General features: G+C 59.6%; 21 protein-coding genes. 15 read left to right on the top strand and 6 right to left on the bottom strand.

Annotated features, from left to right (window positions below; translation table 11 throughout):
* The first annotated feature begins 17 nt into the window (after window positions 1-17).
* The 11 genes from ACILSQ_RS29465 to ACILSQ_RS29415 all read left to right on the top strand — a co-directional run bounded on the left by ACILSQ_RS29465 (window position 18) and on the right by ACILSQ_RS29415 (window position 8261).
* Window positions 18-818, top strand: coding sequence for an HAD family hydrolase (locus tag ACILSQ_RS29465; RefSeq protein WP_395747286.1), 801 nt, complete (start codon window positions 18-20; stop codon window positions 816-818).
* Between the two features lie 114 nt (window positions 819-932).
* Entirely contained in the window at window positions 933-1247 is a 315-nt protein-coding gene (rplU, locus tag ACILSQ_RS29460) for a 50S ribosomal protein L21 (protein ID WP_395747285.1), read from the top strand.
* Between the two features lie 20 nt (window positions 1248-1267).
* Entirely contained in the window at window positions 1268-1522 is a 255-nt protein-coding gene (gene rpmA / locus ACILSQ_RS29455) for a 50S ribosomal protein L27 (protein WP_184340760.1), read from the top strand.
* A gap of 142 nt (window positions 1523-1664) precedes the next feature.
* A complete protein-coding gene (locus ACILSQ_RS29450; protein ID WP_395747284.1) occupies window positions 1665-2321 on the top strand; it encodes a phosphoadenosine phosphosulfate reductase family protein in 657 nt (218 codons plus the stop codon).
* A 10-nt stretch (window positions 2322-2331) separates the two neighbouring features.
* Window positions 2332-3078: a sulfite exporter TauE/SafE family protein gene (locus tag ACILSQ_RS29445; protein ID WP_395747283.1), complete on the top strand. Its 747-nt coding sequence runs from the start codon at window positions 2332-2334 to the stop codon at window positions 3076-3078.
* 13 nt (window positions 3079-3091) lie between these two features.
* Window positions 3092-4000: a sulfate adenylyltransferase subunit CysD gene (gene cysD / locus ACILSQ_RS29440; RefSeq protein WP_184340766.1), complete on the top strand. Its 909-nt coding sequence runs from the start codon at window positions 3092-3094 to the stop codon at window positions 3998-4000.
* Between the two features lie 12 nt (window positions 4001-4012).
* Entirely contained in the window at window positions 4013-4435 is a 423-nt protein-coding gene (locus ACILSQ_RS29435) for a putative toxin-antitoxin system toxin component, PIN family (RefSeq protein ID WP_395747282.1), read from the top strand.
* The gene (locus ACILSQ_RS29430; protein ID WP_395747281.1) at window positions 4432-4671 is read left to right on the top strand and encodes a toxin-antitoxin system HicB family antitoxin; all 240 of its coding nucleotides are present in this window, start codon (window positions 4432-4434) and stop codon (window positions 4669-4671) included. Before ACILSQ_RS29435 ends, ACILSQ_RS29430 begins: the two co-directional genes overlap by 4 nt.
* Window positions 4672-4689: 18 nt before the next feature.
* Entirely contained in the window at window positions 4690-4956 is a 267-nt protein-coding gene (locus tag ACILSQ_RS29425) for a hypothetical protein (protein WP_395747280.1), read from the top strand.
* 23 nt (window positions 4957-4979) lie between these two features.
* Window positions 4980-6320, top strand: coding sequence for a sulfate adenylyltransferase subunit 1 (locus ACILSQ_RS29420; RefSeq protein ID WP_395747279.1), 1341 nt, complete (start codon window positions 4980-4982; stop codon window positions 6318-6320).
* A gap of 384 nt (window positions 6321-6704) precedes the next feature.
* A complete protein-coding gene (locus ACILSQ_RS29415; protein WP_395747278.1) occupies window positions 6705-8261 on the top strand; it encodes a phytoene desaturase family protein in 1557 nt (518 codons plus the stop codon).
* Between the two features lie 229 nt (window positions 8262-8490).
* Here the strand turns inward: ACILSQ_RS29415 and ACILSQ_RS29410 are convergent, their stop codons facing one another.
* On the bottom strand, window positions 8491-8952 hold the full coding sequence (locus ACILSQ_RS29410) for a hypothetical protein (protein ID WP_395747277.1): 462 nt from the start codon (window positions 8950-8952) through the stop codon (window positions 8491-8493).
* 125 nt (window positions 8953-9077) lie between these two features.
* Between ACILSQ_RS29410 and ACILSQ_RS29405 the strand changes: the two genes are divergently transcribed.
* On the top strand, window positions 9078-9305 hold the full coding sequence (locus tag ACILSQ_RS29405) for an addiction module protein (protein WP_395747276.1): 228 nt from the start codon (window positions 9078-9080) through the stop codon (window positions 9303-9305).
* 797 nt (window positions 9306-10102) lie between these two features.
* Here the strand turns inward: ACILSQ_RS29405 and ACILSQ_RS29400 are convergent.
* The 4 genes from ACILSQ_RS29400 to ACILSQ_RS29385 all read right to left on the bottom strand — a co-directional run bounded on the left by ACILSQ_RS29400 (window position 10103) and on the right by ACILSQ_RS29385 (window position 16351).
* Window positions 10103-10624 (bottom strand): hypothetical protein, encoded by a 522-nt coding sequence (locus ACILSQ_RS29400; RefSeq protein ID WP_395747275.1) that lies wholly within the window; start codon window positions 10622-10624, stop codon window positions 10103-10105.
* A 23-nt stretch (window positions 10625-10647) separates the two neighbouring features.
* The gene (locus ACILSQ_RS29395; RefSeq protein WP_395747274.1) at window positions 10648-11742 is read right to left on the bottom strand and encodes a hypothetical protein; all 1095 of its coding nucleotides are present in this window, start codon (window positions 11740-11742) and stop codon (window positions 10648-10650) included.
* Between the two features lie 60 nt (window positions 11743-11802).
* Entirely contained in the window at window positions 11803-15132 is a 3330-nt protein-coding gene (locus ACILSQ_RS29390; RefSeq protein ID WP_395747273.1) for a ribonucleoside-diphosphate reductase subunit alpha, read from the bottom strand.
* 136 nt (window positions 15133-15268) lie between these two features.
* The gene (locus ACILSQ_RS29385; protein ID WP_395747272.1) at window positions 15269-16351 is read right to left on the bottom strand and encodes a ribonucleotide-diphosphate reductase subunit beta; all 1083 of its coding nucleotides are present in this window, start codon (window positions 16349-16351) and stop codon (window positions 15269-15271) included.
* 368 nt (window positions 16352-16719) lie between these two features.
* Between ACILSQ_RS29385 and ACILSQ_RS29380 the strand changes: the two genes are divergently transcribed.
* The 3 genes from ACILSQ_RS29380 to ACILSQ_RS29370 are packed head-to-tail and all read left to right on the top strand — an operon-like array spanning window position 16720 to window position 20137.
* Window positions 16720-17364, top strand: a complete 645-nt coding sequence (locus tag ACILSQ_RS29380) for an N-acetylmuramoyl-L-alanine amidase family protein (RefSeq protein WP_395747271.1) — start codon at window positions 16720-16722, stop codon at window positions 17362-17364.
* 48 nt (window positions 17365-17412) lie between these two features.
* Window positions 17413-18825 (top strand): AAA family ATPase, encoded by a 1413-nt coding sequence (locus ACILSQ_RS29375; protein ID WP_395747270.1) that lies wholly within the window; start codon window positions 17413-17415, stop codon window positions 18823-18825.
* Between the two features lie 13 nt (window positions 18826-18838).
* On the top strand, window positions 18839-20137 hold the full coding sequence (locus tag ACILSQ_RS29370) for a tetratricopeptide repeat protein (RefSeq protein WP_395747269.1): 1299 nt from the start codon (window positions 18839-18841) through the stop codon (window positions 20135-20137).
* A 579-nt stretch (window positions 20138-20716) separates the two neighbouring features.
* Here the strand turns inward: ACILSQ_RS29370 and ACILSQ_RS29365 are convergent.
* Entirely contained in the window at window positions 20717-23719 is a 3003-nt protein-coding gene (locus ACILSQ_RS29365) for a c-type cytochrome (RefSeq protein WP_395747268.1), read from the bottom strand.
* Between the last annotated feature and the right edge of the window lie 104 nt (window positions 23720-23823).

Raw genomic sequence — 23823 nt, 5'->3', positions numbered from 1 at the left:
ATGCCCGCCCCTGAATCATGGCCGCCCCCAAACACCGTTTCATTCTCTGCTTTGACTTCGATGGGACACTCGTGCACCCGGAGAGGGACCCGGTGTTTCATCCTGGCCTCGGCCAGATGATCCAGATGCTGCGCGGGCAGGGCGCCGCATGGGTGATCAACACCGGACGCGGACTGAACCAGACCATCGAAGGCCTGGCGCAGCATGGCATCTACATGGAGCCGGATTTCATCATCGCGCAGGAGTGCGACATCTATAAGCCGGGCTTTTTCAGCCGCTGGACGGACTACGGCTCCTGGAACCGGCAGGCACGCCGCGCGCAGGAGCGCTTTGCCCGGGACCACCAGCCCTCCCTGCAGGCCATCCGGCAGATGGTGGAGACGCAGACGCAGGCCTCCTTCATCAGCGGCGGCGAAGGTGAGATGGGCATTGTGGCCACCAGCGATCCGGAGCTCGACGGCATCTGCGCCTACATCGACATGCACGCGCGGCAGTTTCCAGACATCGGGTACCATCGCAACGGCATCTACCTGCGCTTTTCCCACAGCGGCTACAGCAAAGGCACGGCGCTGAGTGAACTCGCGCGCCTGCTGGGGCTGGACGCCACGGCCTGCTTTGCCGCCGGGGACAATTTCAACGACCTCAGCATGCTGGACCCGCGCCACGCCCGCATGATCGCCTGTCCCGGCAATGCGGTGCCGCCTGTGAAACAGATCGTGCATGCGCGCGGCGGCTTCATCGCCACGCGCTTTGCCAGCGAGGGCATGATGGAGGCGCTGACGCATTTTTTTGGAAATTCTCCGCCTCCAGCGGCCTGATTTTGATTTTTCTAAAGCTTTCAGGGCAAGTTTTCCCTTGCCGAAGCGGTAGAGGTGTGGAAACCTCCGCGCCCCTCTCCCCAAAAGGAGGGGCAACTCTCACTTTTTCAGGTTATGGCATACGCAATCATCAAAACAGGCGGCAAGCAGTACAAAGTCTCCGTGGGCGACAAGCTCGACGTGGAGAAGCTGGAATCTGCCGAAGGCGAAACCGCCACCTTTGACCAGGTGCTCGTCGCCGGTGAAGGCGGCAGCATCAAGGTGGGCGCCCCCACCGTCGCTGGCGCCAGCGTCTCCGCCAAGGTGCTGAAGCAGCACAAGGCTGACAAGGCCACCACCTTCAAATTCCGCAAGCGCAAGGGCTTCCACAAGACCCGTGGTCATCGCCAGCCGCTGACCCTCGTGCAGATCACCGCCATCAACGCCTAATCTTTTAACACCCTCTTCTTATGGCCCATAAAAAAGGACAAGGTTCCGTCAAAAACGGTCGCGACAGCCAGAGCAAGCGTCTTGGCGTCAAGAAATTCGGCGGTGAGGCCGTCATCGCAGGCAACATCATCCTCCGCCAGCGCGGCACCAAGTGGGTCCCCGGCCGCAATGTCGGCATTGGCCGTGACCACACCATCTTCGCCCTCGTGGACGGCAAAGTGCTTTTCGACAAGGACGGCACTCGTGTGAATATCGAGCCGGCCCTCCAGGCTTAATCAGCAGACCAGTCATTTTTTGAAGGGCGCGGATGATCTCCGCGCCCTTTTTGCGTGTATTTGTTTGTGTCGGATTCGGCAATTTTGTTTAATTTCCTACTTTACACATCGGGAATTGGGTGAATAATCGCTCCCCCCTTCCATGAATCCCGACCAAATCCAAGCTCTCAATGACGCTGCTCGTGGCCAGTCGCCGCAGGCCATCATCCAAACGGCTCTCGCTCAGGCCGCAGGCGGGGCTGTCGTCACCACGAATTTTCGCCCTTATGAAGCGGTGATCCTGCATCTGGTGGCTGAGCAGCAGGGCGATGTGCCGGTGCTGTGGGTGGATCATGGGACGAATCTTCCTGAGACTTATGTTTTCGCGGAGAAGTGCCGGGAGCAACTGGCGCTCAATTTGAAGCCTTACCTGCCCAAGATGACGGCGGCCCACTGGCTGGCGCTGAACGGGGGGCAGGTGCCGATGCCGGATGAGGTGGAGCGTGTGGAATCCTTCAGCCGCATCATGAAGCTGGAGCCCTTTGAGCGTGGCATGCGGGAGCTGGCTCCGAAGGTGTGGATCACTGCACTGCGCAAGGAGCAGAACCCGCAGCGCTCGGCGACGCTGCAGCCCTTCATGTGGGATGCGAAATTCAACTGCCTGAAGGTGAACCCGATCCTCGACTGGACGCCGGTGGAGATGGATGCCTACCTGGGCGAGCACAAGCTGCCGAACGAGCGGACGTATTACGATCCGGCCAAGGGTGATGAAAAGCATGAGTGCGGTCTGCACGCCAAGCTGGTCACCGACAAAGCGTAAGCGTCTGTCCATGGATTTTCTGACTCCTGAATTTGGACTCTATGTGCTGGCTGGCTTCGTCGCGCAGTTGATCGACGGTGCGCTGGGCATGGCCTATGGCGTGAGCGCGTCATCGCTGCTTTCCGTCTTCGGCGTGGAGCCGCGGGTGGTCAGCGCCACGGTGCACGCGGCGGAGTGTTTCACCACGGGGGCTTCGGGGCTCTCGCATCATGCGTTTGGCAATGTGGACCGCACGTTGTTTCGCCGTCTGCTCATCCCTGCCGTGATCGGTGCGGTGATCGGTGCGTATGTGCTTACCCACATCGATGGCAAGGTGCTCAAGCCTTACATTTCCGTCTACCTTGTGATCATGGGCGTGGTGATCGTGGCCAAGGCCTTCACGCGGGTGCCGCCAAAAAAGGTCACGACGCATCTGGCGCCGCTGGGCTTCTTCGGCGCGCTGGTGGATGCCATGTGCGGTGGCGGCTGGGGGCCGATTGTGGCTTCCAATCTCATCATCCGGGGCAATGACACGCGTGTGACCGTGGGCAGCGTGAATGCCGTGGAGTTTTTCGTCACGCTTTCGGCTTCCATCACTTTCTTCCTCACCATCGGCCTTACGCACTGGAACATCATCGTCGCGCTTGCCATCGGTGGTGTCATCGCCGCGCCGCTGGCGGCGTGGGCTGCGAAGCACATCCCGCACAAGCCGTTTATGGTGCTGGTGGGCCTGCTGATTGTTGTCATCAACTCACTGCGCATTTTCAAGATCCTTTAATTCATCCCGTCTCATGTCCGCGATCACTCATCTCCAGTTCCTCGAATCCGAGGCCATTTACATTCTGCGGGAAACCGCCGCGCAGTTTCAGAAGCCGGCGCTGCTTTTCTCCGGTGGCAAAGACTCCATCGTGATGGCCTGGCTGGCACGCAAGGCGTTCTACCCCTCGAAGCTGCCCTTCCCGCTGCTGCATGTGGACACCGGCCACAACTTCCCCGAGGCCATGGAGTACCGTGACTGGTTCGTGCAGGAGATCGGCGCCACGCTGACCGTGGGCCTGGTGCAGAAGTCCATCGACGAAGGCCGCGTGCAGGAGGAAAAGGGCCACACCGCCAGCCGCAACAAGCTGCAGACTGTGACGCTGCTGGACACCATCGAAGAGCATCAGTTTGACGCCTGCCTTGGCGGCGGACGTCGTGATGAAGAGAAGGCCCGTGCGAAGGAGCGTTTCTTCAGCCACCGCGATGAGTTTGGCCAGTGGGACCCGAAGAACCAGCGCCCGGAGCTCTGGAACATCTTCAACGGCCGCAAGCACTTCGGCGAGCATTTCCGTGTGTTCCCGCTGAGCAACTGGACCGAGATGGACATCTGGCAGTACATCCGCCAGGAAAACATCCCGCTGCCGAGCCTCTACTTCAGCCATCAGCGCAAGATCATCGAGCGGCATGGCCAGCTTCTGGATGCCAGCACCGGCATCATCCCGCTGCTGGATGAAGAAAAGCCCCGCGTGAAGGAAATGACCATCCGCTTCCGCACCGTCGGCGACGCCACCTGCACCGGCGCGGTGGAATCCACGGCTAGCACGATTGATGAGATTGTTGCCGAAGTGGCCGCAGCGAGACAGACCGAGCGTGGTACGCGTGCGGATGACAAGCGCAGCGAGACCGCGATGGAGGACCGCAAGAAGGAAGGGTATTTCTGATTTCGCTTGGTTATGACCATCGTCCTGGACACCAACATCCTTGTCAGTGGCCTGCGGAGCCAGTCCGGGCCGTGTCATGCATTGTTGCAGGCGATCCCTTCGCATAAATTCACTTCTGCGCTGTCGGTGCCCTTGTTTAATGAATACCTGGATGTGATCAGCCGCCCTGGGCTGATTCCGGCCAGCGTCACCACACAGGACAAGGAAGCCATCTGCGACTACCTGGCGAAGCACTCTCGGCGGCACAAAATTCATTTTCTCTGGCGCACCATCCTTTCAGATCCCAAGGATGACCTTGTTTTGGAACTGGCGGTTGCGGCAGGGGCGCGTTACATAGTGACACGAAACCTGAAGGATTTCGGCCCGGCACAAACTTTTGGCGTCACCGCCATCAATCCTGCAGACTTCATCAAACTGATCGGAGGACTCCCATGAGCGCACTCACCATTCAACTGCCTGATTCCGTCTTCGCTGCCATGATGGCTCTATCCAAGCGAGAAGGCGTTCCTGTGGACAGCCTTTTTGCCACGGCCGCCGCCGAGAAAATTTCCGCGATGTATGGCATTGATTTTCTTGAACAGCACGCCTCCCAGGCGCCTGCGCAGGAGGAGTTTCTCCGCATCCTGTCCAAAGTCCCGAACAATCCTCCTGATGCCGGAGATGAATGGTAATCATAGAACCGCTGCTTGATGAAATCATTGGCTGAAGCACTCTCATACTCTGTGGCTTTTCTGGCCGCTGTGGAGCGCAATGATGATGATGCTTCAGACCGCGACTGCGAAGCACTTGAATGCATTGCTGCCATCGTGCGTGAGGCCACACAGCCTGAGTTCGAAGCTATTCGAGCGGCCTGTGAAACTGCCATCGCCGACCTGCTCAAGTGCGACCGCCCCAACCACGCATTGATCCAAGGTTACCGCGACTGCATCGAAAACTTCTGTATTCCAATCGAATAGACATTTCCCACCCCGCTTTCATCATGGACGTTCTCGTTAATCCCACCGAATCCTCTCTTCTTCGTTTCACCACTGCCGGCAGTGTGGACGATGGCAAAAGCACGCTCATCGGCCGTTTGCTGTATGACTCGAAGTCGATCTTCGAGGACCAGCTTCTTGCCGTGGAAGAATCTTCCAAGCGTCGGGGCGATGCGCATGTGAATCTGGCGCTTCTCACTGATGGGCTGCGTGCCGAGCGTGAGCAGGGGATCACGATTGATGTGGCCTACCGCTACTTCGCGACGCCGAAGCGGAAGTTCATCATCGCGGATACGCCGGGGCACATTCAGTACACGCGCAACATGGTCACGGGGGCGTCCACGGCGGATCTCGCGATTATCTTGATCGATGCGCGACTGGGCGTCATTGAGCAGACGATGCGCCACACGTATCTCGCGTCGCTGCTGCGCATTGGCCACATCGTGCTGGCGGTGAACAAGATGGACCTCGTGGACTTTGATCAGGCGGTCTATGACAAGATCGTGGCCGAGTACATGGCCTTCGCCAAAGGCCTGGAGAATCTGCCGCATGTGACGCCGATTCCCATGAGCGCGCTCAATGGCGACAACGTCGTGGACAAGTCTGAGAACACGCCGTGGTACACCGGTCCCTCACTTCTGCAGCATCTCGAAACGGCGCAGGTGCACACGGAGACCGCTGTCGATGAAGCACGCTTTCCGGTGCAGTGGGTCATTCGCCCGATTTCTGACCGTGAAGACGCCAAGCTGGGCAATCTGCACGACTACCGCGGCTTTGCCGGCCGTGTGGCCAGCGGCACCTTCAAGGTGGGCGATGATGTGCTCGTCTATCCTTCCGAGATGAAGACGAAGATCACGGGCATCCACACCTTTGAAGGCCCGCAGCCGGAGGCCATCCCGCAGCTCAGCTACAGCATCACCGTGGCGGATGAGATCGACACCAGCCGCGGCGGCATGATCGTGAAGGCCGGCGAGCCCACGCAGACCAGCCAGGAGTTTGACGCCATGATCTGCTGGTTTGCCGACAAGAAGACGCTCAAGCCGCGCAGCCGCTTCCACCTGCGCCACACCACCAATGACGTGCGCGCCGTGGTCACGGATGTGCTCTACAAGGTGAACATCAGCACGCTGGAAAAGAGCGCCGCGAACAAGGAGTTCGCGCTGAATGACATCGGCTGCATCCGTCTGCGCTGCTCCGCGCCGATCTTCTTTGACTCTTATTCCAAGAACCGCACCACCGGCAGCTTCGTCCTCGTCGACGAGCAGACGAACAACACGGTGGCCGCCGGCATGATCCTGAAGCCGCTGGTGGACGCGGGGGATGAAGATGCGGAAGTGGCGATCTAAAGCGATTCGCGAAACTCATTTCCGGTAAGGCGAGTCTCTGGAGGTTCGGTTTGCCGCAGAGCACCTGAACTCAAGGCGGCTTGGTGCCGTCGCCCGACCCATTTTTTCGGGAATCTGTTTTGGAAAATGCTATATATAGCGATTGGCGAAACTGATTTCCGGCCAGAGAGGCTGTCGTTGCTTGGTGATCTTCGGCTTCGGCGGCGGCGGGCTGAGGACAGCCACGCCCTACCTGCGCCGGGCCTGCGCATGCCCGGCGCAGGTAGGGCGCTTGGTCCTCCAAGCGCCATCGAACGTCGCCAGACGCTCGCTTGCCGGAAATCCGTTTTGGAAAACGCTATAACGCATGAAACCGGGGGCGTGGTCACGTTTGATCTCGTGACCATGACTTACGACGGCCTCATTCTCGGTTCCGGGCACAATGCGCTGGTGCTTGCCTGCTATGCAGCGCGTGCCGGGCTCAAGGTGGCCGTGGTGGAAAAAAATGACGTCGCAGGCGGCGGCCTGGCCACGGTGGAGCATCCGCAGGGCTCGGGCTTCCTACACAACACGCACTCCTTCTTCCACCGTGGCATCACTGCCATGCCGTGGTATCGGGAACTGGAGCTGGAGCGCCATGGAGTGCGCTACATCGAGCCGGAGCTCAATGTGGCCATGGTCCTTTCGGACAACCGGGTGCTGGAGTGGTGGACGGACTTTGACAAGACGTTCGCCTCCTTTGCGGCGATCTCGCGGCGTGATGCGGAGCGGCTGCGGGAGTGGACGGAACGCTTCCGGCCGATCGTGGAGCAGATCCTGATCCCGGAGGCGCAGAACGCACCGCTGCCGCCGGCCGAGCGTGTGGCGCGGCTGCAGCAGAGTGCGCTGGGGCGCACGCTGCTGGAGGTGCAGGAATCGTCTCCCATCGAGTTCGTGATGCGCGAGTTTGAGCATCCTGCCGTGCGCGCGGGCCTGCTGTTCTTCAACGGCCTGCGGGAGGTGGACCTGCGGCAGAAAGGTTTCGGGCATTCCATCCCCGCGCTGCTCGCCAGTCCGCGCAAGGCGCAGATGTGCCTTGGCGGTTCACGGAGGCTCGCGGAGGCGCTGTGCGCGGATCTGCGCGAGCACGGCGGCGAGATTTTCACGCAGTGGCAGCCGCGCTCCATTCTCATGCGCGGCGGTCGTGCGTGCGGGGTGGAGTCCATGAATGGAGACCGCATCGAGGCAGCGCAGTTTGTGGCCAGCGGGCTGAACCCGCAGCAGACCTTTCTGGATCTCATTCCCGCGGACGTCGCGCCTTCGCATCTGCGTGAAAAGGCCGCTGCGTTTGAATACAACCTGCTCGCTCCTTTGTTCGCGCTGAATCTGAACCTGCGCGAGCCGCCGCGCTACACCGCGGCCGAAAAACATCCGCACCTGAGCCAGGCTTTCATGACCATCCTCGGTCTTGATGACGTGGCGCAGTTTCATGACATCGTCGCCGCGCATGAGCGCGGCGAGATTCCACGTACGGTGATGTGGGGCGCGTGTCCCACCCAGTTTGATCCGTCCCAGGCGCCCGCGGGATGTCACACGGCCTTCATGTGGGAAAAGCTGCCGTATGCGCTGCGTGGTGATGCGCGCAACTGGGACGCTGAAAAGGACGCGCATGGCCGTGAGATGCTGACGCTGTGGAAAACGTATGCGCCGAACCTGGAGGGGGCGGTGCTGGACTCCTTCACGCGCAGTGCGCTGGATACTGAGCGCCTGCTGCCGAACATGATGCGCGGGGATTTGCTGGTGGGATCGTTTGCGAATGACCAGATTGGTTATCATCGGCCTTTCCCGGGCGCAGGGAATTACCGCAGCGGGATTGAGGGTCTTTATCTTTGCGGCGGTTCCACCCATCCTGGAGGGAATGTGACAGGGCTATGCGGGTACAATGCGGCGAAGGTGGTGCTGGGGGATTGCGGGGGAAAGTGAATGGGTTGAATGGGTACAACATTCGAAACTTCTTTTCGCAAAGGGAGCGTGAAGCCGCTCGGCGGCGCCTGGAGGACCAGGCGCCCTACCCGCGCTGGGCATGCGCATGTCCGGCGCAGGCAGGGCGGGCTGTCCCAGCCCACCGCGCCGGAGCCCATGATCTCCTTTGGAAGACTCCGTGTCCTGACTTCCAACGATAGACTGGCCAGAAGCCAGTCCCACGTTCTATCTATAGCGACTCAATGACCTTCCCATCCTTCGTCCGGCAGGGAACACGCAGGTGATCCAGCCAGATGGGAATCCATTCGTTGAGGAGGAGTTTCCTCGCTTCGCCGAGGTCGGTGAAGGTGGCGCTGGGCCAGCGGCACTCGCGTTCCTGGAAGTAGTACTCCCATTGGGTTTTGCCTTTGGTGATGAAGTAGGAGCCGTCGCGGGAGCCGGGCTTGGTGAGCGTGGGAGGAAGATCTTCGGGCTGGAGGCCCTGTGCGGCGAGGCTGGCCTCGATGTCGGCACGCGTGAGGGTGAAGAGCTGATTGACGGCGTTCTGGCAGTGCCCGGTGTTGCCTTCTTCATTCGTGTCCCGCCATGCGGAGGGCAGGCCGAGGTGGGCGAGGGACCAGGTGGCGATGTCTTCGCGGGATTGCAGCACCTTCATCTGTTCGGCGATGGAGAGGGGAGCGACGGCCTTCATTGCACTCAAGGTCCTCGCAAGCCGCCGTGAATCAAGCGCTTGAAGGGCCCTCCAGCCGTGTCCTCTGCGTAGCCATTGGGGTAAAGAGTGGTGGATTTTCGCGCTGAAGGGTGGACAATCGTGTCATGAGTACGGCTGCTCTGACTCAATCATTGCTCTCCCTGCCCGTGGCTGAACGTGTGGCGTTGGCCGACAGGCTTTATGCCAGCGTGCCGGAGGACTGGCAGAAGGCTGCCGATCAAGCCCGGCTGAAAGAGGCGACGCGGCGATCTGAGGAAATGGATGCTGATCCGAGTCTGGAACTCTCGCATGAGGAGTTTATGGCCGGGATCAAGATCAATCGTGGTCGGTGATGAAGCTTAGCTACCACCTGCGGGTTCAGGCCGAGGTCAATGAAGCCGTGGACTGGTATGAGGAGCAAAGCCCGGGACTGGAGATGACTTCTTCACCAAGTTGAAGGAAGCTCTGGCGCAGATTGAGGCAAACCCAGAGGGCTTCAGTTTTTGGCTGGCTTCAGCCTCTGTCCGACGGGTGAAGCTGAGGCGTTTTCCGTACGATGTGCTGTATGAAATTCGGCGGGGACGGATTCGCCTCCTCTGCCTGAGGCATGAGAAGAGGCATCCGAAGTATGGGGCTGGGAGATCATGATGCCGAGGGAACTTCGCTATAACCGGATCGCGACGGGGGGGCGGCATCGATACTGCAGTGTCGCCGGGTCGTTCGGGTGACGGAACCTCGGGGTGACGGAACCTCGTTGAGGTTCATGCTCCTGCGGGGATCGTGGCTGGAGCGGTTCCCAGGAGAGCACTCGCTATCGCTCGGCACTCCTGGGCTGCATGACGAAGGCCCGTTGGGCTTTGGGGGCGTGATCGAGAGAGATTAAGCTCGGAAACAATTTTTGATTATTTGCACCTTGACCTCGTTTCCTGACATCTTCCGCGCGATCACGCGCCAAGGATTGGCCGCCAACGGCAGATGCAACCCATTGGGGATCAACCTTGTGAGCTTGAGTTGCGTACATAATGCCTGGCATCTTTTTATCGGTGAACCCTTAGCAACGGCTTGAACTAAGTGTGGTGGCCGGAAAGGCGGAGGAGGTGGGGGAACCAGTAGAGCATTGATTGCGGTTACAGGCTTCTGAGTACGAACATTATTTGACTTCATTTGGACGTGGAGAATTACCCTCTCGAGAGTCTAAAGAAGTGAGGGGCTTGTTTTTGAGATTTTTGGCAGTGAACACCACCATGAAAACAACCCCGAGGAGGAAAGCAATGCCACCGATGAGGTTTAGAGCTTTTGTCGCTTTGTTCCATTTTCCCCCGAGGTTCCCGTCATTTACCTCTTTATAAAGTAGCATGTCATCGGTTTGGCTGACTGTTGTTCTCATCGCTTTTGCACTGGTGAGAAATGAAATAACCATGCAGCAAATTGATGCTGACCAGGCGATCCAAGCTGAGATTAACCAATTCGAAGCTACCCAGTGTTGATTTAGAACCTCTTTCAAAAGGGCGATGGAAAGCGTTAAAGCACCGCTGCTGAGCGTGAGAATGTACTTATCAAACTCACTTTGCATTACTGATTCATGACCCAGCAATGTTCGACGATAAGCCGCCATTTCTAGCTGGAATGACGTCAAAGAGGAGTCGTTTTGGTTGTCTTCAGTGTCAGGCATGGAAATATTAGCCTTGGATAAAACTATTCAGGCAATAATCCTTTCGAAGGACGCACAGCTTTTAATGCTTCTTGGATCATCAATGATCCCATAGCAAATTCTGAAGATCCTTTCTGTAGAAAGCCGGTCGCCGTATGACCAAAGATTGCAGCTGCAGCTTGTTGTACGACAATTTTGCGACTGTCCTCATCGTCTTTGATGATTGTATAAAGCCTTTGGTATGAGACAAAAGCCGCCCGACGATGCCTGTTCACGATCGCATTATGAGAGTGTGTTTGATAGACTCTTGAGGTCAGCACAAGAAGGCCAAAACCAAACGATGCGACAATGATTTTGCCAATCGAAGACATCAGAGCTTGCGCTAAAGTGGGATCTACAGGGGCGGCTCGGAATTGCACAAGGCATGGGAAAGGCCAAGCAAGATTATCTCCCTCAGAAAATATCCAGATCATGAGTCTGAGTGCTAATAATCCTGCGCAGCCAAAAGCTATCAGCCATTGGCGTGCCGATTGTTCATGTGTGAGGATAGATTCGTCTATCTCTTTGAGATTGGCCTCACTGAGGACAGTTGCAGCCGCCTCTCTCGTTCTTTCTTCTAACTGTTTCTGAACTCGCAATGCTGTATCTTCAACATGCGCGAGCTTGCTCTCTGTATCTTTGGCCTTTTGAGACGCAGCTTCCAATGAGGTAACAATATCTGCATTGGCTACTTGCTTCCATGGAAGGAGAATTTGAAGTAATTCGCCTTCACAGTGCTGAATTCGAGCGGTCAGTTCCGTATACCATTCGTCGCCCACGCGTTGAACAGTTTCATTGCCTTGAGGTTTACGAATATTACGCTCTATCTCATCTAGTATATTCTGGACAGATTTAATCAGCTTATTGATTTTGCTGACAATCGCCGAAGGAACTTCTGAATTGGAATCAAATTCCCCCAGTTTTTTTAAACGAGTGGCAAGAGCGTCGAGCGAAGATTTGGCATCTTTTGTCTTAGAGTGAGCCGTCGCATCAAAGCGCTCGCTTATATCTATGTTTGGCGCAGATACAGATGGAAATTTTCCGATTCTGTCGATTAACCCCCTCAGAGAAGAGTTGAGAGTTTCAATGTCAACGCTCATGGCTTCTCTGGGGGAGGTATGTAGGAATCTACTCTGATGGATAGATTACTAAAGACATTCTCACTGACACGCCTCACACGTCCCACCATTCCGCATGGCCTCAATCGAGCAGGCCATGACTTCCTCGGCGGTGTACTGCTTGGCAGCAGCAGCGGTGGCGGCCACGGAGGCTGCGTGGGTGCCGACGACGCCGCGCTTTTCCTTCTCGACTTCGCTGGTGGCTTTTTCGATGTTGGAGGCGCTGCGGGTGCGGAGGTAGTAGGTGGTCTTGAGGCCCTTGCGCCAGGCGGCGCGGTACATGTGGGAGAGGGTCTGCATGGCGCTCTCTCCGCAGAAGAGGTTCACGCTCTGAGACTGGTCGATCCACTTCTGACGGCGGGCGGCGGCGTCGATGAGCCAGGCCCAGTCGATGCCGAAGGCGGTGGCGTACTTGCGCTTCAGGTCCACGGGGACTTCCTCGATGCTTTCGAGTTCGCCGTCGGTGTACTTGATCTTGGCCTGGATCTCGGGGTTCCAGAGGCCGCGCTTCTTGAGGTCCTTCACCAGGTAGGGGTTCAGCACCATGAAGTCGCCGGAGAGGTTGCTCTTGGTGTAGAAGTTCGTGAACAGCGGCTCGATGCAGGGGCTGGAGCCCATGATGTTCGAGATGGTGGCCGTGGGCGCGATGGCGAGCACGTTGCTGTTGCGCATGCCGTTCTTGGCGATCTTGGCGCGGAGGCCGGACCAGTCCATCTTGCCGCCGCGGGGAACATCCACTTCCAGGCCGCGCTCTTTGGCGAGGAGATCGACGGTGTCCTGCGGGAGGAGGCCGCGGTCCCACTTGCTGCCTTTGTAGGTGGAGTAGGTGCCTTTTTCGCCGGCGAGATCGCTGCTGGCCTCATAGGCGTAGTAGGCGACGGCTTCCATGAACTCGTCATTGAACTCGACGGCTTCCTTGGAGGCAAAGGGCAGGCCTTTGCGGTAGAGGGCGTAGCCGAGGCCCATGACGCCGAGACCGATGGGGCGGTGGCGACTGTTGGCGGTCTTCGCGGCTTCGGTGGGGTAGTAGTTGATGTCGATGACGTTGTCGAGCATGCGCACGGCGACGCGGATGGTCTCGCGAAGTTTGGAGTGGTCGATGTTGCCCTGGTCGTCGAGGTGGTTGTCGATGAGGACGGAGCCCAGGTTGCACACGGCGGTTTCTTCAAAGCTGGTGTTCAGCGTGATCTCGGTGCAGAGGTTCGAGCTGTGGATGACGCCCACGTGGTCCTGCGGGCTGCGGACGTTGCAGGGGTCCTTGAAGGTGATCCAGGGGTGGCCGGTTTCGAAGATGGACTTGAGCATCTTCTTCCACAGGTCCAGCGCCTCGATGGTGCGGCCAAAGACCTTGCCCTTGGCGGCCATTTCTTCGTACTCGAGGTAGCGCTTTTCAAAGGCGCTGCCGTAGAGCTCGTGGAGGTCGGGGGTTTCGTTGGCGCGGAAAAGGGTCCACTGCTGGCGGTTCTCCATGCGCTTCATGAAGAGGTCGGGAATCCAGTTGGCGGTGTTCAGGTCGTGGGTGCGGCGGCGTTCGTCGCCGGTGTTCACGCGGAGCTGGAGGAAGTCTTCGATGTCGTTGTGCCAGATTTCCAGATAGGCGCAGCCGGAGCCGCGGCGCTTGCCGCCCTGGTTCACGGCGATGAGCTGGTCATTGTGCAGCTTGAGGAAGGGGATGACGCCCTGGCTCTCGCCATTCGTGCCCTTGATGTAGCCGCCGGTGCCGCGCACCGCCGTCCACGAGCCGCCCAGGCCGCCCGCCCACTTGGAAAGGTAGGCATTGTCCGCGATGCCGCGCTGCATGATGGACTCGATGCTGTCGTCCACTTTGTAGAGGTAGCAGGAGGAGAGCTGGCTGTGCAGCGTGCCGCTGTTGAAGAGCGTGGGCGTGCTGGAGCAGAAGCGCCGGCCTTTGTACAGGCGGTACAGGGCGATGATTTTCTCCTCCGCGTTTTCCTTTTCTTGAACGCAGAGGCCCATGGCCACGCGCATCCAGAAGAGCTGCGGGGTTTCCAGGCGCTTCGAAGGCTTGGTCTTTTTATCGACGATCAGGTAGCGGTCATACAGCGTCTGGATGCCGAGGAAGTCGAAGTCCAGGTCGGCGGCCGGATCCAGCGCATCGGCGATTTTGTCCAGGTCATACTTGAGGAGCTGCGGGTGGAGGCGCTCGATCTCGATGCCGCGCGCCAGGTTCTTGCGGAAGCCGCGGCGGTGGAAATTCGGAAGCTGCTCGATGCCGTGATCCACGATGCTCCAGCCGAGCACTTCTTCATAGATGTAGGTGAGGAGCATGCGGCCGGCGAACTTGGCGAAGTCGGCGTCCTTCTCCATCAGGGTGCGCGCATTGAGGATGATGGTGGTCTTCAGCGCGTCCACAGTGATCTCGCTGAAGATGGAGCGGCGCAGCTCCATTTCGATCTCGCCACGGCTGATGCAGAGGTCGAGGCCCAGGCTGGCAAAGTCGATGCGGCGCTTGAGGTCCTGGCCGTCCCAGAGGAAGGTCTCCGTGGGGGACACGCGCACGAGGATGAGCGTCTGCTGCTGGTCGGACTCCTGCTCGTCCGCGATGGCGGCGGCCTGCTCCTCGCTGGTGCGCATGGTGGAGCGCAGGGCGCGGTACTGGATGTAGGAGCGGGCCACCTTGAAGTAGCCCTGCTTCATGAGCTCCTCTTCCACGAGATTCTGCACGTCTTCGATGTGCATGAACTGCTTGCCGTCATTGATGATGGAGCGGCTCACGGCCTCGGCGATGAGCACGGCGGGGGAGGAGTCCATCTCCATGGAGAGGAAGGCCTTGCGCACGGCGATCTCGATCTTGTTGTGGTTCCAGGGGACGAGCTGGCCGTTGCGGCGGATGACTTTGGTGGTGACCATGATGGGTTGGAGCGAGGCGGCGTCATTGGCGTCGGAGTTGGCCAAAGTTTCAGTACGTTTGCGGCGCTCCGCCAGACTGCGCGCCACGTCGTGGGCATTGTGGCGCACCAGAGCCTTCTCAATGACCTGATAAATCTCCTTGGTGCTCAGCATGGGCGCCTCGCTGCCATTGTCCGCCGTGCGCTGGGCGACCTCCTCGGCCACCGCACGTGAAATGGCCTGCACCAGCTGGCGGTTGGAGTCATTGAAGATCTCGCTCTGGCGCTGGCGTGCCAGGAGCAGGTCTGTGATGGCATTTCCGACGGTGTCGGCGATTTCGCCCACATCGAAATCACGCTCGCTGCTGCCCACGCGCACCTTGGTGTTTAGCGACGAGGGGAGCCCGATGACGCTGGCGGCCAGCGCACTCCACTCAAACTGGGGTTTTTCGTGCTTTGGAGTGTTGTGGGCGACGTTTTTAAGCGCCTTGTCTTCTTTGAGGAGGTCGTGGGCGTGGGTCATGGCGGGAGGTCCAGGCTTGAGGTTAAACTGAGCAGTTGGTTAAGGGAGGTAAGCGAAAAAAGCGGATGAAAAGTTCCACCGGAGGAGGCTCCAGCGAGAAGTCGGCCAGCAAATGAAAAATAAAGGTCTCGGGATATTAAAGATCGTCGTCGGAGCAGGCGGTCAGCGCGGAGGACTTCTGGTAGTCGGTCACCTTGCCTTCGAAGAAATTTTGCTCCTTCTTGATGTCCATCAGCTCCGCCAGCCAGGGCAGCGGATTGGTGATGCCCGGGTTCAGCACGGGCAGGCCGCAGCCGTCCAGCCGCCGGTCGGCGATGTAGTCGGTGTAGCGCTCAAATTCCTCGGCGCTCAGGCCCACGGCGTTCACCGGCAGGCAGTCGCGGATGAATTCTTTTTCCAATGCCACGCCTTCACGCATGATGTTGACGAGCTCCTCGCGGAATTCAGCGGTCCAGATGTCGGGGTTCTCCTCGATGAGGTCCATGAAGAGGTTGCGGAAGACTTCGATGTGGTTGGACTCGTCGCGCAGGGTGTAGCGGAACATCTGGCCGATGCCGGGGAACTTGTTCTGGCGGTACAGGCTCAGGATCATGCCGAAGAGGCCGTAGAACTGGGTGCCCTCCATGCACTGGCCGAAGACGAAAATGTTCTTGGCCAGGAGCTGCTTGTTTTCCAGCTTGGTGAGATCGAGATCGCGGCGCAGGTTGTTCGAGTGCTTGGTGACGAATTCGTTTTTCTTCACGATCGTGGGGATCTGCTCAAACATGGCCTCGCACTCATGCGGGTTGATGCCGAGGGAAGAAATCATGTACAGCAAAGAATCCGCGTGGATGTTTTCCTCATGCGCATGGCGGCCGAGGACGAGCTTCAGTTCAGGGGCCGTCACCAACTCGCGCACGACGTGCTGCACGTTGTCACCCACGATACCTTCGGCGGCGCTGAAGTAGCCGATGCCCATCATGATGATCCAGCGCTCGTTCTGCGAGACGTCGTTGGAGCGCCATTGTTCCACATCCTTCTGCATCTGAATATCTTCAGGCTCCCAGTGGTTGGCCTTCATGATGCGGTAAAGATCGTATGCCCACTGATATTTCAGGGGAAGAAGATTAAAGGTCATGCTCTTCCGACCATTGATCACCTTCTTGGCGGCAAAGGCGGCTTCAGCTTTGTCCTGGTCGAGCGGGAACTCGCGGTTGCCAATTTTGTAGATCTTTTCCATGACGAATTCGTTGCAGAGTGAAGGGTGTTTGTCTTGATTTTTCTCGAAATTGAAAAAGGAATCCGCTAGTGTTATAAATACTAGATGTTGCGGAGACCGAGGCGGATCATGCACAAGATATTGTGTGCTGGCGAGGTTTTTTTCCCAGCCATTGTGCAAAAATGCGTTTCACATCGTAGATTCAAGGGTTCCACGCCGAAAAAATTTTTTCGGCGTCAAAATGCCGCCCCTGAAGAGCGAATTTGAGAATCTTTTCAGGCGTGCCGAAAGGTGGTCAAACGAGCAGAAGACCAAAAAATACCTAGAATGCCGCCAAGACCACCCATCTGACGCTGGGCTCTGTCACGTTATCTGCTTATCCTGACCCTATGAATTTCCACCACATCGTCTGCTGCATCCTCGCGGTCTCCCTCATCAGTTCCTGTACCGTTCTGCCGCCGTCGGCAGGCACCGCGCCACCGGGGGTGACGGTGGATCTGGTACCAAAAGGCCGCTATGCGCGGCGGGTGTACCGGCCCATGCGGCCGACTTACATCACCATCCATGCCACGGAGAATTTTTCACGGGGTGGGAATGCCTATGCCCATGCGCAGATGCTGAAAACGGGCTCGATCAAGGGGCGGCACAACGCCATCGGGTACATCGGCTGGCATTTCACCGTGGATGATCACTCCATCTACCAGAGCATGCCCACCAATGAACGTGGCGAGCACGCCGACTATGACGGCCCCGGCAACCGCACCTCCATCGGCATCGAAATGTGCGAAAATCGGGGCAATGACCGCGCCCGCACCCTGGACAAGACCGCGCGGCTCGCCGCCTGGCTCATGAAGGAGTACGACATTCCGCTGAGCCACGTGGTGCCACACCAGCACTGGCTCATGGTGCGCCATGACGACCACCGGAATCTGGGCCACAAAAACTGTCCGCACTTTCTGATGGAGAGGGGCCGCCCCGGCGCGAAGTGGCAGGCGTTTCTGAACCGGATCGCGGCGTACCGGCGTTCAATGTGAAATTAAAATGCCTTGCCACTTCAGCCAGCCCACGCTGGAGTTCCACGCATGCCTCAAAACCTCGACGCTCTTCGTCTCGCCCTCCAGCATTCGCCTGACAATGCGCCGCTGCTGATGCTTTTTGCAGACGCCTGCCTGGATGAAGGCTGCCTGGATGAGGCGGAGCAGAGCTTTCAGCGGGTGCTGAAGAATGACCCCGCCCATGCGGAGGCTCGCCTCGGCCTCGCCCGTGTGGCCTTGCTGCAAGGCAAGACCTCCCAGGCGGCCGTGCGTGCGGAGCAGATCGTGTCAGACACGCCCTCCTGCGCGGCGGCCTACCTGCTGCTGGCACGCATTCACATCACTGAGGGGGATCTGCCGAAGGCGAAGATGATGTATGACAAGGGCATCGCCTTGAACCGTTCCCTGGCGGACCCCGGCATTGAGAAAGATCTTCATGGCATCAAAGCCTCCGGCGATGATGCCTCTGGTCGCAAACGCGGCGCCATGACCTCCAGCGGCGCCTACATCGAGTCGGCGAAGGAGGACAAAGACAAGGACGACGATGACGGCCATCCGCGTGGCGGTGCGGCTTATGACCTCGGTCTGGCGGACTTTGAAAAACCGCAGCTCACTTTTGCCGGTGTCGGCGGCATGGAGGCGCTGAAGGAGGAGATCCGCATGAAGATCATCTATCCGCTGCAGCACGCGGAGCTGTTCAAGGCCTACGACAAGAAGGTGGGCGGGGGCGTGCTGCTCTACGGCCCGCCTGGTGTGGGCAAGACCCTCATCAGCAAGGCCACCGCGGGCGAGATCAAGGCCAACTTCATCGCCCTGGGCCTGCACCAGATTCTGGACATGTGGATCGGCAACTCGGAGAAGAACATGCACGAGGTCTTCGAGCTGGCCCGGCAGAATGCACCCAGCATTCTTTTCTTCGATGAAGTGGACGCCCTGGCGGCGGACCGCCGCGACCTGCGCCAGAGTGCGGGGCGCAATCTCATCAACGCCTTCCTTTCGGAGATGGATGGTGCCGAGTCCAACAACGACGGCGTGCTCATTCTTGGCGCCACCAATGCGCCGTGGCACATCGACCCCGCCTTCCGGCGTCCGGGCCGGTTTGACCGCACCCTGTTTGTGCCGCCGCCAGATGAAGCGGGACGCGCCGCCATCATTGAGGTCATGGCGCAGAAGAAACCCATCGGCGAGCTGGATCCGCGGGCGCTCGCCAAAAAAACCGAAGGCTTTTCCGGCGCGGACCTCAAGGCGGTCTTTGACATCGCCACGGAAGACGTGATGAACGAGGTCATGCGCAGCGGCAAGGTCATCCCGCTGACCACGAAGGATCTCATCAAGGCGGCCGGCCGGCACAAGGCCACCACGAAGGCCTGGTTTGAGAGCGCGAAGAACTACGCCATGTATTCCAATCAGAGCGGTTTCTACGATGACGTGCTGAAGCATCTCGGCCTGATGAAGCGCTGAACTCCCGGGGAGCATGTCTGACGATTTTCATCCTTCGCCTGACGCTGCGTTTGCGCGTGGCCGGCTGCTGCAGAGCCAGCACCGGCTGCAGGACGCCATCGCCTGCTACCAGCAGGTGCTGGCGCTGGATGCGCACCACACGCCCAGCTTCATCATGCTGGCGCTGTGCTGGATGCAGGAGGACGACACTGCCGCGAAATCCGTGGATGCAGCCCAGCGCGCCGTGGCGCTGGAGCCGGAAAACGCCTTCGCCCGCAGCGTGCTGGCGCTGGCGCTGAACGCGAACGCCAGGGACGGCCAGACTGCTGCGATCAAAGCCGCGCTGCAGCAGGCGGAGGAGGCGGTGAAACTGGATCCCGACAGCGATTTCAGCCACGCCGTGCTCGCACGCCTGCACCTGCGCCAGCGGGATTACCCGAAGGCGGAGATCTCCGCCCGTGCCGCTCTCGCTCTGGACACCGAAAACACCATGGCCGCGGAGGTGCTCTCCGCCGCGCTGCTGCTGCAGAAGAAGGACGCGGACAACCAGGATCTCATCGCCTACCAGCTCCAGCGCAATGCGGAGGACGACAGCGCCCACACCAGCGCCGGCTGGATGGCCATCATGCAGGGAGACCACAAGAAGGCCAACCAGCATTTCCTCGAAGCCCTGCGGCTGAACCCCATGAGCGAAAGCGCGCGCATGGGCCTCATCGAGTCCTTTCGCGCCCGCTCATGGCCCTACCGGCTGCAGTTGAAGTTTGCGCATTTCATGAACCAGTTCACCGAGGGGCGGCAGACCGCCATCATGCTCGGCGGGTTTTTGTGTTACAGGATTCTCAGCGCCTGGCTCAGGACCGTCTCGCCTCTGCTGGCCGCGGTGGTGGTGGGCGCGTGGCTGCTGTTTGTGCTGTGGGCGCACCTGGCGCGCGGCTTCAGCTCCACCTTCATTGTGATGGACAGGTTTGCGCGGCAGGCGCTGCGGCCGCGGGAATACTGGGAGGGGGTGGTCGTGGGCGGGCTCATCTTTGCCTCCATCTCCTGCCTGATCCTTGGCTTCGCCTGGCATGTGGAGGTGGACGGTGGCTTTGCCGCCCTCGTCTGCATCCTGGCCGCCGTGGTGAATGCCGCCGCGTTTACCAATGACCACTGGCTGGGCCGCTACGTCTATGGCACCGCCGCCGCGCTGGCCGGGGCCATCGCAGGCTACGTCATCCTGGACGCCTTCATGGCGGCGCCAGGGCTCCCCTTGGCCGGAGAACTCGGCGCGCTGGCCATCCTGCTTGGCGCCATCACCACCTGGATGCGCGGGTTTGGGGTGTGGTACCGGTGAGGTGGACGGCCTCACGCATGGAAGAGCTGGTTGTTAGGCACCTTTGACGTGGTATTTTTGAGGCGTGAGAGCCCGAGACCTACTCCAACAAGTCAAAGCTCTGACTTCTGACGAGCAGAGACGCTTCATGGATGCGATGATGGATTTTGATATGGACCTCCAAGCTTCCTCTGCTTGCATGCAGGTCCCAGACTTTCCGGCTCATTGGCGGCGTCTTCACGCGCTCGGCATGCCTGCGTGGACCGTGGAAGAGACTGCAGGATTGGACCGGTGGCTCGCGGGTGGAGAAGAGGTCGCATGATTCCTTGCGACAAGGCGCGGCAGCTCCGAGCGCTGAATGCGCAAGCCGAAGGCTGGCGCAGATAGTGGTCCGCACAGTCCCCTGTGCGGTGCTCCGCTCCGGTGAGGCCACTCGCCTGCTGTCTTTCGCCTTGTGCTCAGGACTTCGGCGCTCGCGCGGCACATGACAACGTTCTGGCCTTCGGTGCACCCCACAGAGGACTGTGCGGACCACTTTGCTGGCGCTCGCGCGACACCTCGAGTCTGCGCTATAGTTGTTTAAAGCATTCTAAACGCGCCCTACTTCTTCATCAGATACGCAAAGAAGTCCTTCAGATCCGCGTCGCTCATGCCGGTGGTGAGGCCTTCGGGCATGAGGGAGACGGGGGAGGCGTTCATGGATTCGATGTCGGTCTGCTTGAGCGCGGTTTTGTTGCCGGCCATGTCCTTGATGACGATGCCGCTGGCGTCCTGCGCGTCCATGAGGCCGGTGAGGATCTGGCCGCCTTTGGTTTTCACGATGTAGGCGCCGAAGCCCTCGCGGATTTCCATGCTGGGCATGAAAAGATTGTCCAGCCAGAAGTCGGCGTTGCTGCGGTCGTAGCCGGTGAGCTCGGGGCCGATCTGGCCGCCTTCGCCAAAGAGCTTGTGGCAGACAAAGCAGCGGGCCATGAACTGGATCTTGCCTTTGGCGGCATCGCCCAGCCCGGTTTTCAGCACGGCCTTGATGCGCTCCGCCTCCTTCTTTTTCTCCGGGGTGGGGCCGGTGGCCAGCAGGCCTTTCCAGTGTTTCTCGATGCCTGCGTCGATGTCGGCATCCTTGTGCAGGCTGAGCTGGCGCACGATGTCCACCGTGAAGTGCTTGGCGGGAATCTTCCAGTCGTTGACGAAGTTCATGAGAATCTGCGCCCACTCCTTGCGGCCCGCCATCACGCGCAGGGCGTCTTCGCGCAGGGCTTTGTCTCCGGCGATCTGGCCTTCCCAGTTGAGCAGCAGGGCTTCGGGGATGCGCTTGTCGTCAAACTTGGCGGCGGCCTGCAGGATGCCGCGCTTGAGGGTGGGCGGGTTGGTGCTTTTCAAAATGTTCACCATCGGCATCACGGCCTCCTGTTTGCCCAGTTCCGCCAGCGTCTTCGCAATGGCGATGCGGGCGGTGCTGCTGGCCTTCTTGTCTTCGAGCAGCTTCAGTGCGCTCTTCAGTGCATCCGCATTGCCGCTGCGCAGCGCCAGGGTGAGGTCGCCACCGCTTTGCTTGGCGATGTAGTCGTTGAGCGCCTTGCTGAGTGAATCCGGCAGCTTCGGCATTTCCGCGCCTTCAAAGGCGGAAGCGAGGCCGGCGATGAACTTGCCACGCAGCGTCTCGTCATTCGTCAGCGCCAGCAGGTCGGCGCAGGACTGCAGGTTCTCCTCGCCACCGGCCAGGGCGTAGCGTTTGGAAAGCTTCTCGGCGAGGTTGTCGCGGAAGAGCGTGGTCTTGAGAAAAGCGGGGTCGGATTTGAGGAAGGCGAAGACAGCGGCGCGTTCCTTCTCTGCTTTGGACTCCAGCGCCCACCAGGCGAGCAGCGCGAGGTGGCCGCTCTCGTCTTCGGCGTCGCCAGCCCAAAGAAGAGGCAGGGCTGCTTTGGCGGGAAGTTTCTTGGCCGTGGCGAGAATCTGCGCGCGGACTTCAGGGTGCTTCTCGGTCTTCACCAGCTTGAGCAGGTCGTCCGTGCTGCGGTTTTGTTCTTCACCCACCATCTTCACACACCAGCGGCGGATGTAGGGATCGCTGCTGGTGAAGGGCAGATCATCCGCGGCGCCGATCGCATCCAACGCCCACAAGGTTTCGAGCGTCTGCGGCATGGCCTTGAGCTTGGGGGCGAGGTCGGTGAGGTGACGCCAGGCGATTTCGTGAATGGCCTGCTTGCGGAACCACTCGTTCGGATGGCTCAGGTAGCCGAGCAGCTCATCCCCACCCGCCTTGCTCAAATCAAACGGCTTCAGCTTGGGCGCTCCCGCGGCGGGACGCACGCGGTAGATGCGGCCGCTGGTTTTGTGCCAGTCGTCGATGGGGCTCACGTGGCTGAGGCGGGTGTCATACCAGTCGGCCATGTAGAAGCCGCCATCCGGCCCCACACCCGCCCACACGGGGCGGAACCAGCGGTCCGGCGTGCTGAGCAGGTTCTCTTCGTCCTTGGTGCGGAAGGTGGAGCCGTCCGGGATGCGCTCGCTCACATACACGAGGTTTTGCAGCGCATTCGGGGCGATGATCTTGCCCTCATACGCGCTGCCCAGCAGGCCGCCTTCATACACGGTGAAGGCCTGCGGGAAGCGCTTGTTGTCCCCCTCATGGCGCATGTGTTCAAACCAGCCGAAGGCATAGGGATTGGTCAGCGGGCCGTGCTTGCCCCAGCCTTTGATGCCGTAGCTGCCCTGCTCGTAGTGCATGCCACGCGTGGCTCCATTGGTGCCGGAGAAGAGGCGGCCCTTGCTGTCGATGTCGAGGCTGAAGGTGTTGCCGCCGCCCTCGGCGTAGATTTCAAAGGTCTTCTTGATGGGATGGTAGCGCCAGATGCACTGGCCCTCCCACTTCACGTTCTTGGTGTTCGCACTGCTGACATTGCCGGTGGTGGTGCTGCCGTTGGCGCCGTAGAGCCAGCCGTCCATGCCCCATTGCAGGTTCGTGGCCACGCTGTGGGTGTCCTCCAGGCCAAAGCCGCTGAGCTCCACCTCGGGCGTGTCGTTGTCCGGCTTCGCGTCAAAGTCCGCGTCAGCATAGCTCAGCAGGTAAGGGGGATTCAGCACCCAGATGCGCCCCATGCCATGCAGCGCGGCGCTGGCGATATTCAGGCCGGTGATGACGTCCTCATGCTTGTCAAAAAAGCCGTCTCCGTCTGTGTCTTCAAAGACGGTGATCTTGTCCGCGCCCTTCTCACCGCGGGGTGGCGGCAGCGGCACTTTGTCAAATTTGGCGCGCAGGTGCTGGTCGTAGCTGATGATCTTCAGACCGGCGGGAAACTGATACTGGCGGTACTGCGTGACCCACATGCGGCCTTTGGAATCCCAGCTGGCATACAGCGGCTGCTCCACCACGGGCTCGGAGGCCATGAGGTCGATGGCCACATCGCTGCGCGTTTTGAATTTCTTCAGCGCCTCCTCGGGGGGCGTGGGCGGGGTGTCGTCGCGCATCACGCCGCGTCCGGCGCGGGTTTCCATGATCTTTTTCACCGCCTCATTGCCGGCGACGTCGTCCGGCTTGACGTTCTTGGGGTCGGCGGCGAGCGCAGCACTGCCGAGCAGGAGGAAAAGAAGGCGCGTGTTCATGTGGAAGAGATTAACAAACGGATCAGCGGCCGTTTCTTGCCGCCTTGTCACGGGTTTCGGTATTTTCGTGAGGCAGAAAAAAGTGGCGTGCGGCGTGATTTCCG

This window comes from Prosthecobacter sp., from assembly GCF_044227185.1.
GTDB lineage: Bacteria > Verrucomicrobiota > Verrucomicrobiia > Verrucomicrobiales > Verrucomicrobiaceae > Prosthecobacter.
This window is presented reverse-complemented; position numbering and strand designations above follow the sequence as displayed.

What these genes read in the sequence shown, in the direction of transcription:
- ACILSQ_RS29465 (WP_395747286.1), top strand. Translation starts at nt 18, where the DNA reads ATGGCCGCCCCCAAACACCGTTTCATTCTCTGCTTTGACTTCGATGGG.
- rplU (WP_395747285.1), top strand. Translation starts at nt 933, where the DNA reads ATGGCATACGCAATCATCAAAACAGGCGGCAAGCAGTACAAAGTCTCC.
- rpmA (WP_184340760.1), top strand. Translation starts at nt 1,268, where the DNA reads ATGGCCCATAAAAAAGGACAAGGTTCCGTCAAAAACGGTCGCGACAGC.
- ACILSQ_RS29450 (WP_395747284.1), top strand. Translation starts at nt 1,665, where the DNA reads ATGAATCCCGACCAAATCCAAGCTCTCAATGACGCTGCTCGTGGCCAG.
- ACILSQ_RS29445 (WP_395747283.1), top strand. Translation starts at nt 2,332, where the DNA reads ATGGATTTTCTGACTCCTGAATTTGGACTCTATGTGCTGGCTGGCTTC.
- cysD (WP_184340766.1), top strand. Translation starts at nt 3,092, where the DNA reads ATGTCCGCGATCACTCATCTCCAGTTCCTCGAATCCGAGGCCATTTAC.
- ACILSQ_RS29435 (WP_395747282.1), top strand. Translation starts at nt 4,013, where the DNA reads ATGACCATCGTCCTGGACACCAACATCCTTGTCAGTGGCCTGCGGAGC.
- ACILSQ_RS29430 (WP_395747281.1), top strand. Translation starts at nt 4,432, where the DNA reads ATGAGCGCACTCACCATTCAACTGCCTGATTCCGTCTTCGCTGCCATG.
- ACILSQ_RS29425 (WP_395747280.1), top strand. Translation starts at nt 4,690, where the DNA reads ATGAAATCATTGGCTGAAGCACTCTCATACTCTGTGGCTTTTCTGGCC.
- ACILSQ_RS29420 (WP_395747279.1), top strand. Translation starts at nt 4,980, where the DNA reads ATGGACGTTCTCGTTAATCCCACCGAATCCTCTCTTCTTCGTTTCACC.
- ACILSQ_RS29415 (WP_395747278.1), top strand. Translation starts at nt 6,705, where the DNA reads ATGACTTACGACGGCCTCATTCTCGGTTCCGGGCACAATGCGCTGGTG.
- ACILSQ_RS29410 (WP_395747277.1), bottom strand. Translation starts at nt 8,952, where the DNA reads ATGAAGGCCGTCGCTCCCCTCTCCATCGCCGAACAGATGAAGGTGCTG.
- ACILSQ_RS29405 (WP_395747276.1), top strand. Translation starts at nt 9,078, where the DNA reads ATGAGTACGGCTGCTCTGACTCAATCATTGCTCTCCCTGCCCGTGGCT.
- ACILSQ_RS29400 (WP_395747275.1), bottom strand. Translation starts at nt 10,624, where the DNA reads ATGCCTGACACTGAAGACAACCAAAACGACTCCTCTTTGACGTCATTC.
- ACILSQ_RS29395 (WP_395747274.1), bottom strand. Translation starts at nt 11,742, where the DNA reads ATGAGCGTTGACATTGAAACTCTCAACTCTTCTCTGAGGGGGTTAATC.
- ACILSQ_RS29390 (WP_395747273.1), bottom strand. Translation starts at nt 15,132, where the DNA reads ATGACCCACGCCCACGACCTCCTCAAAGAAGACAAGGCGCTTAAAAAC.
- ACILSQ_RS29385 (WP_395747272.1), bottom strand. Translation starts at nt 16,351, where the DNA reads ATGGAAAAGATCTACAAAATTGGCAACCGCGAGTTCCCGCTCGACCAG.
- ACILSQ_RS29380 (WP_395747271.1), top strand. Translation starts at nt 16,720, where the DNA reads ATGAATTTCCACCACATCGTCTGCTGCATCCTCGCGGTCTCCCTCATC.
- ACILSQ_RS29375 (WP_395747270.1), top strand. Translation starts at nt 17,413, where the DNA reads ATGCCTCAAAACCTCGACGCTCTTCGTCTCGCCCTCCAGCATTCGCCT.
- ACILSQ_RS29370 (WP_395747269.1), top strand. Translation starts at nt 18,839, where the DNA reads ATGTCTGACGATTTTCATCCTTCGCCTGACGCTGCGTTTGCGCGTGGC.
- ACILSQ_RS29365 (WP_395747268.1), bottom strand. Translation starts at nt 23,719, where the DNA reads ATGAACACGCGCCTTCTTTTCCTCCTGCTCGGCAGTGCTGCGCTCGCC.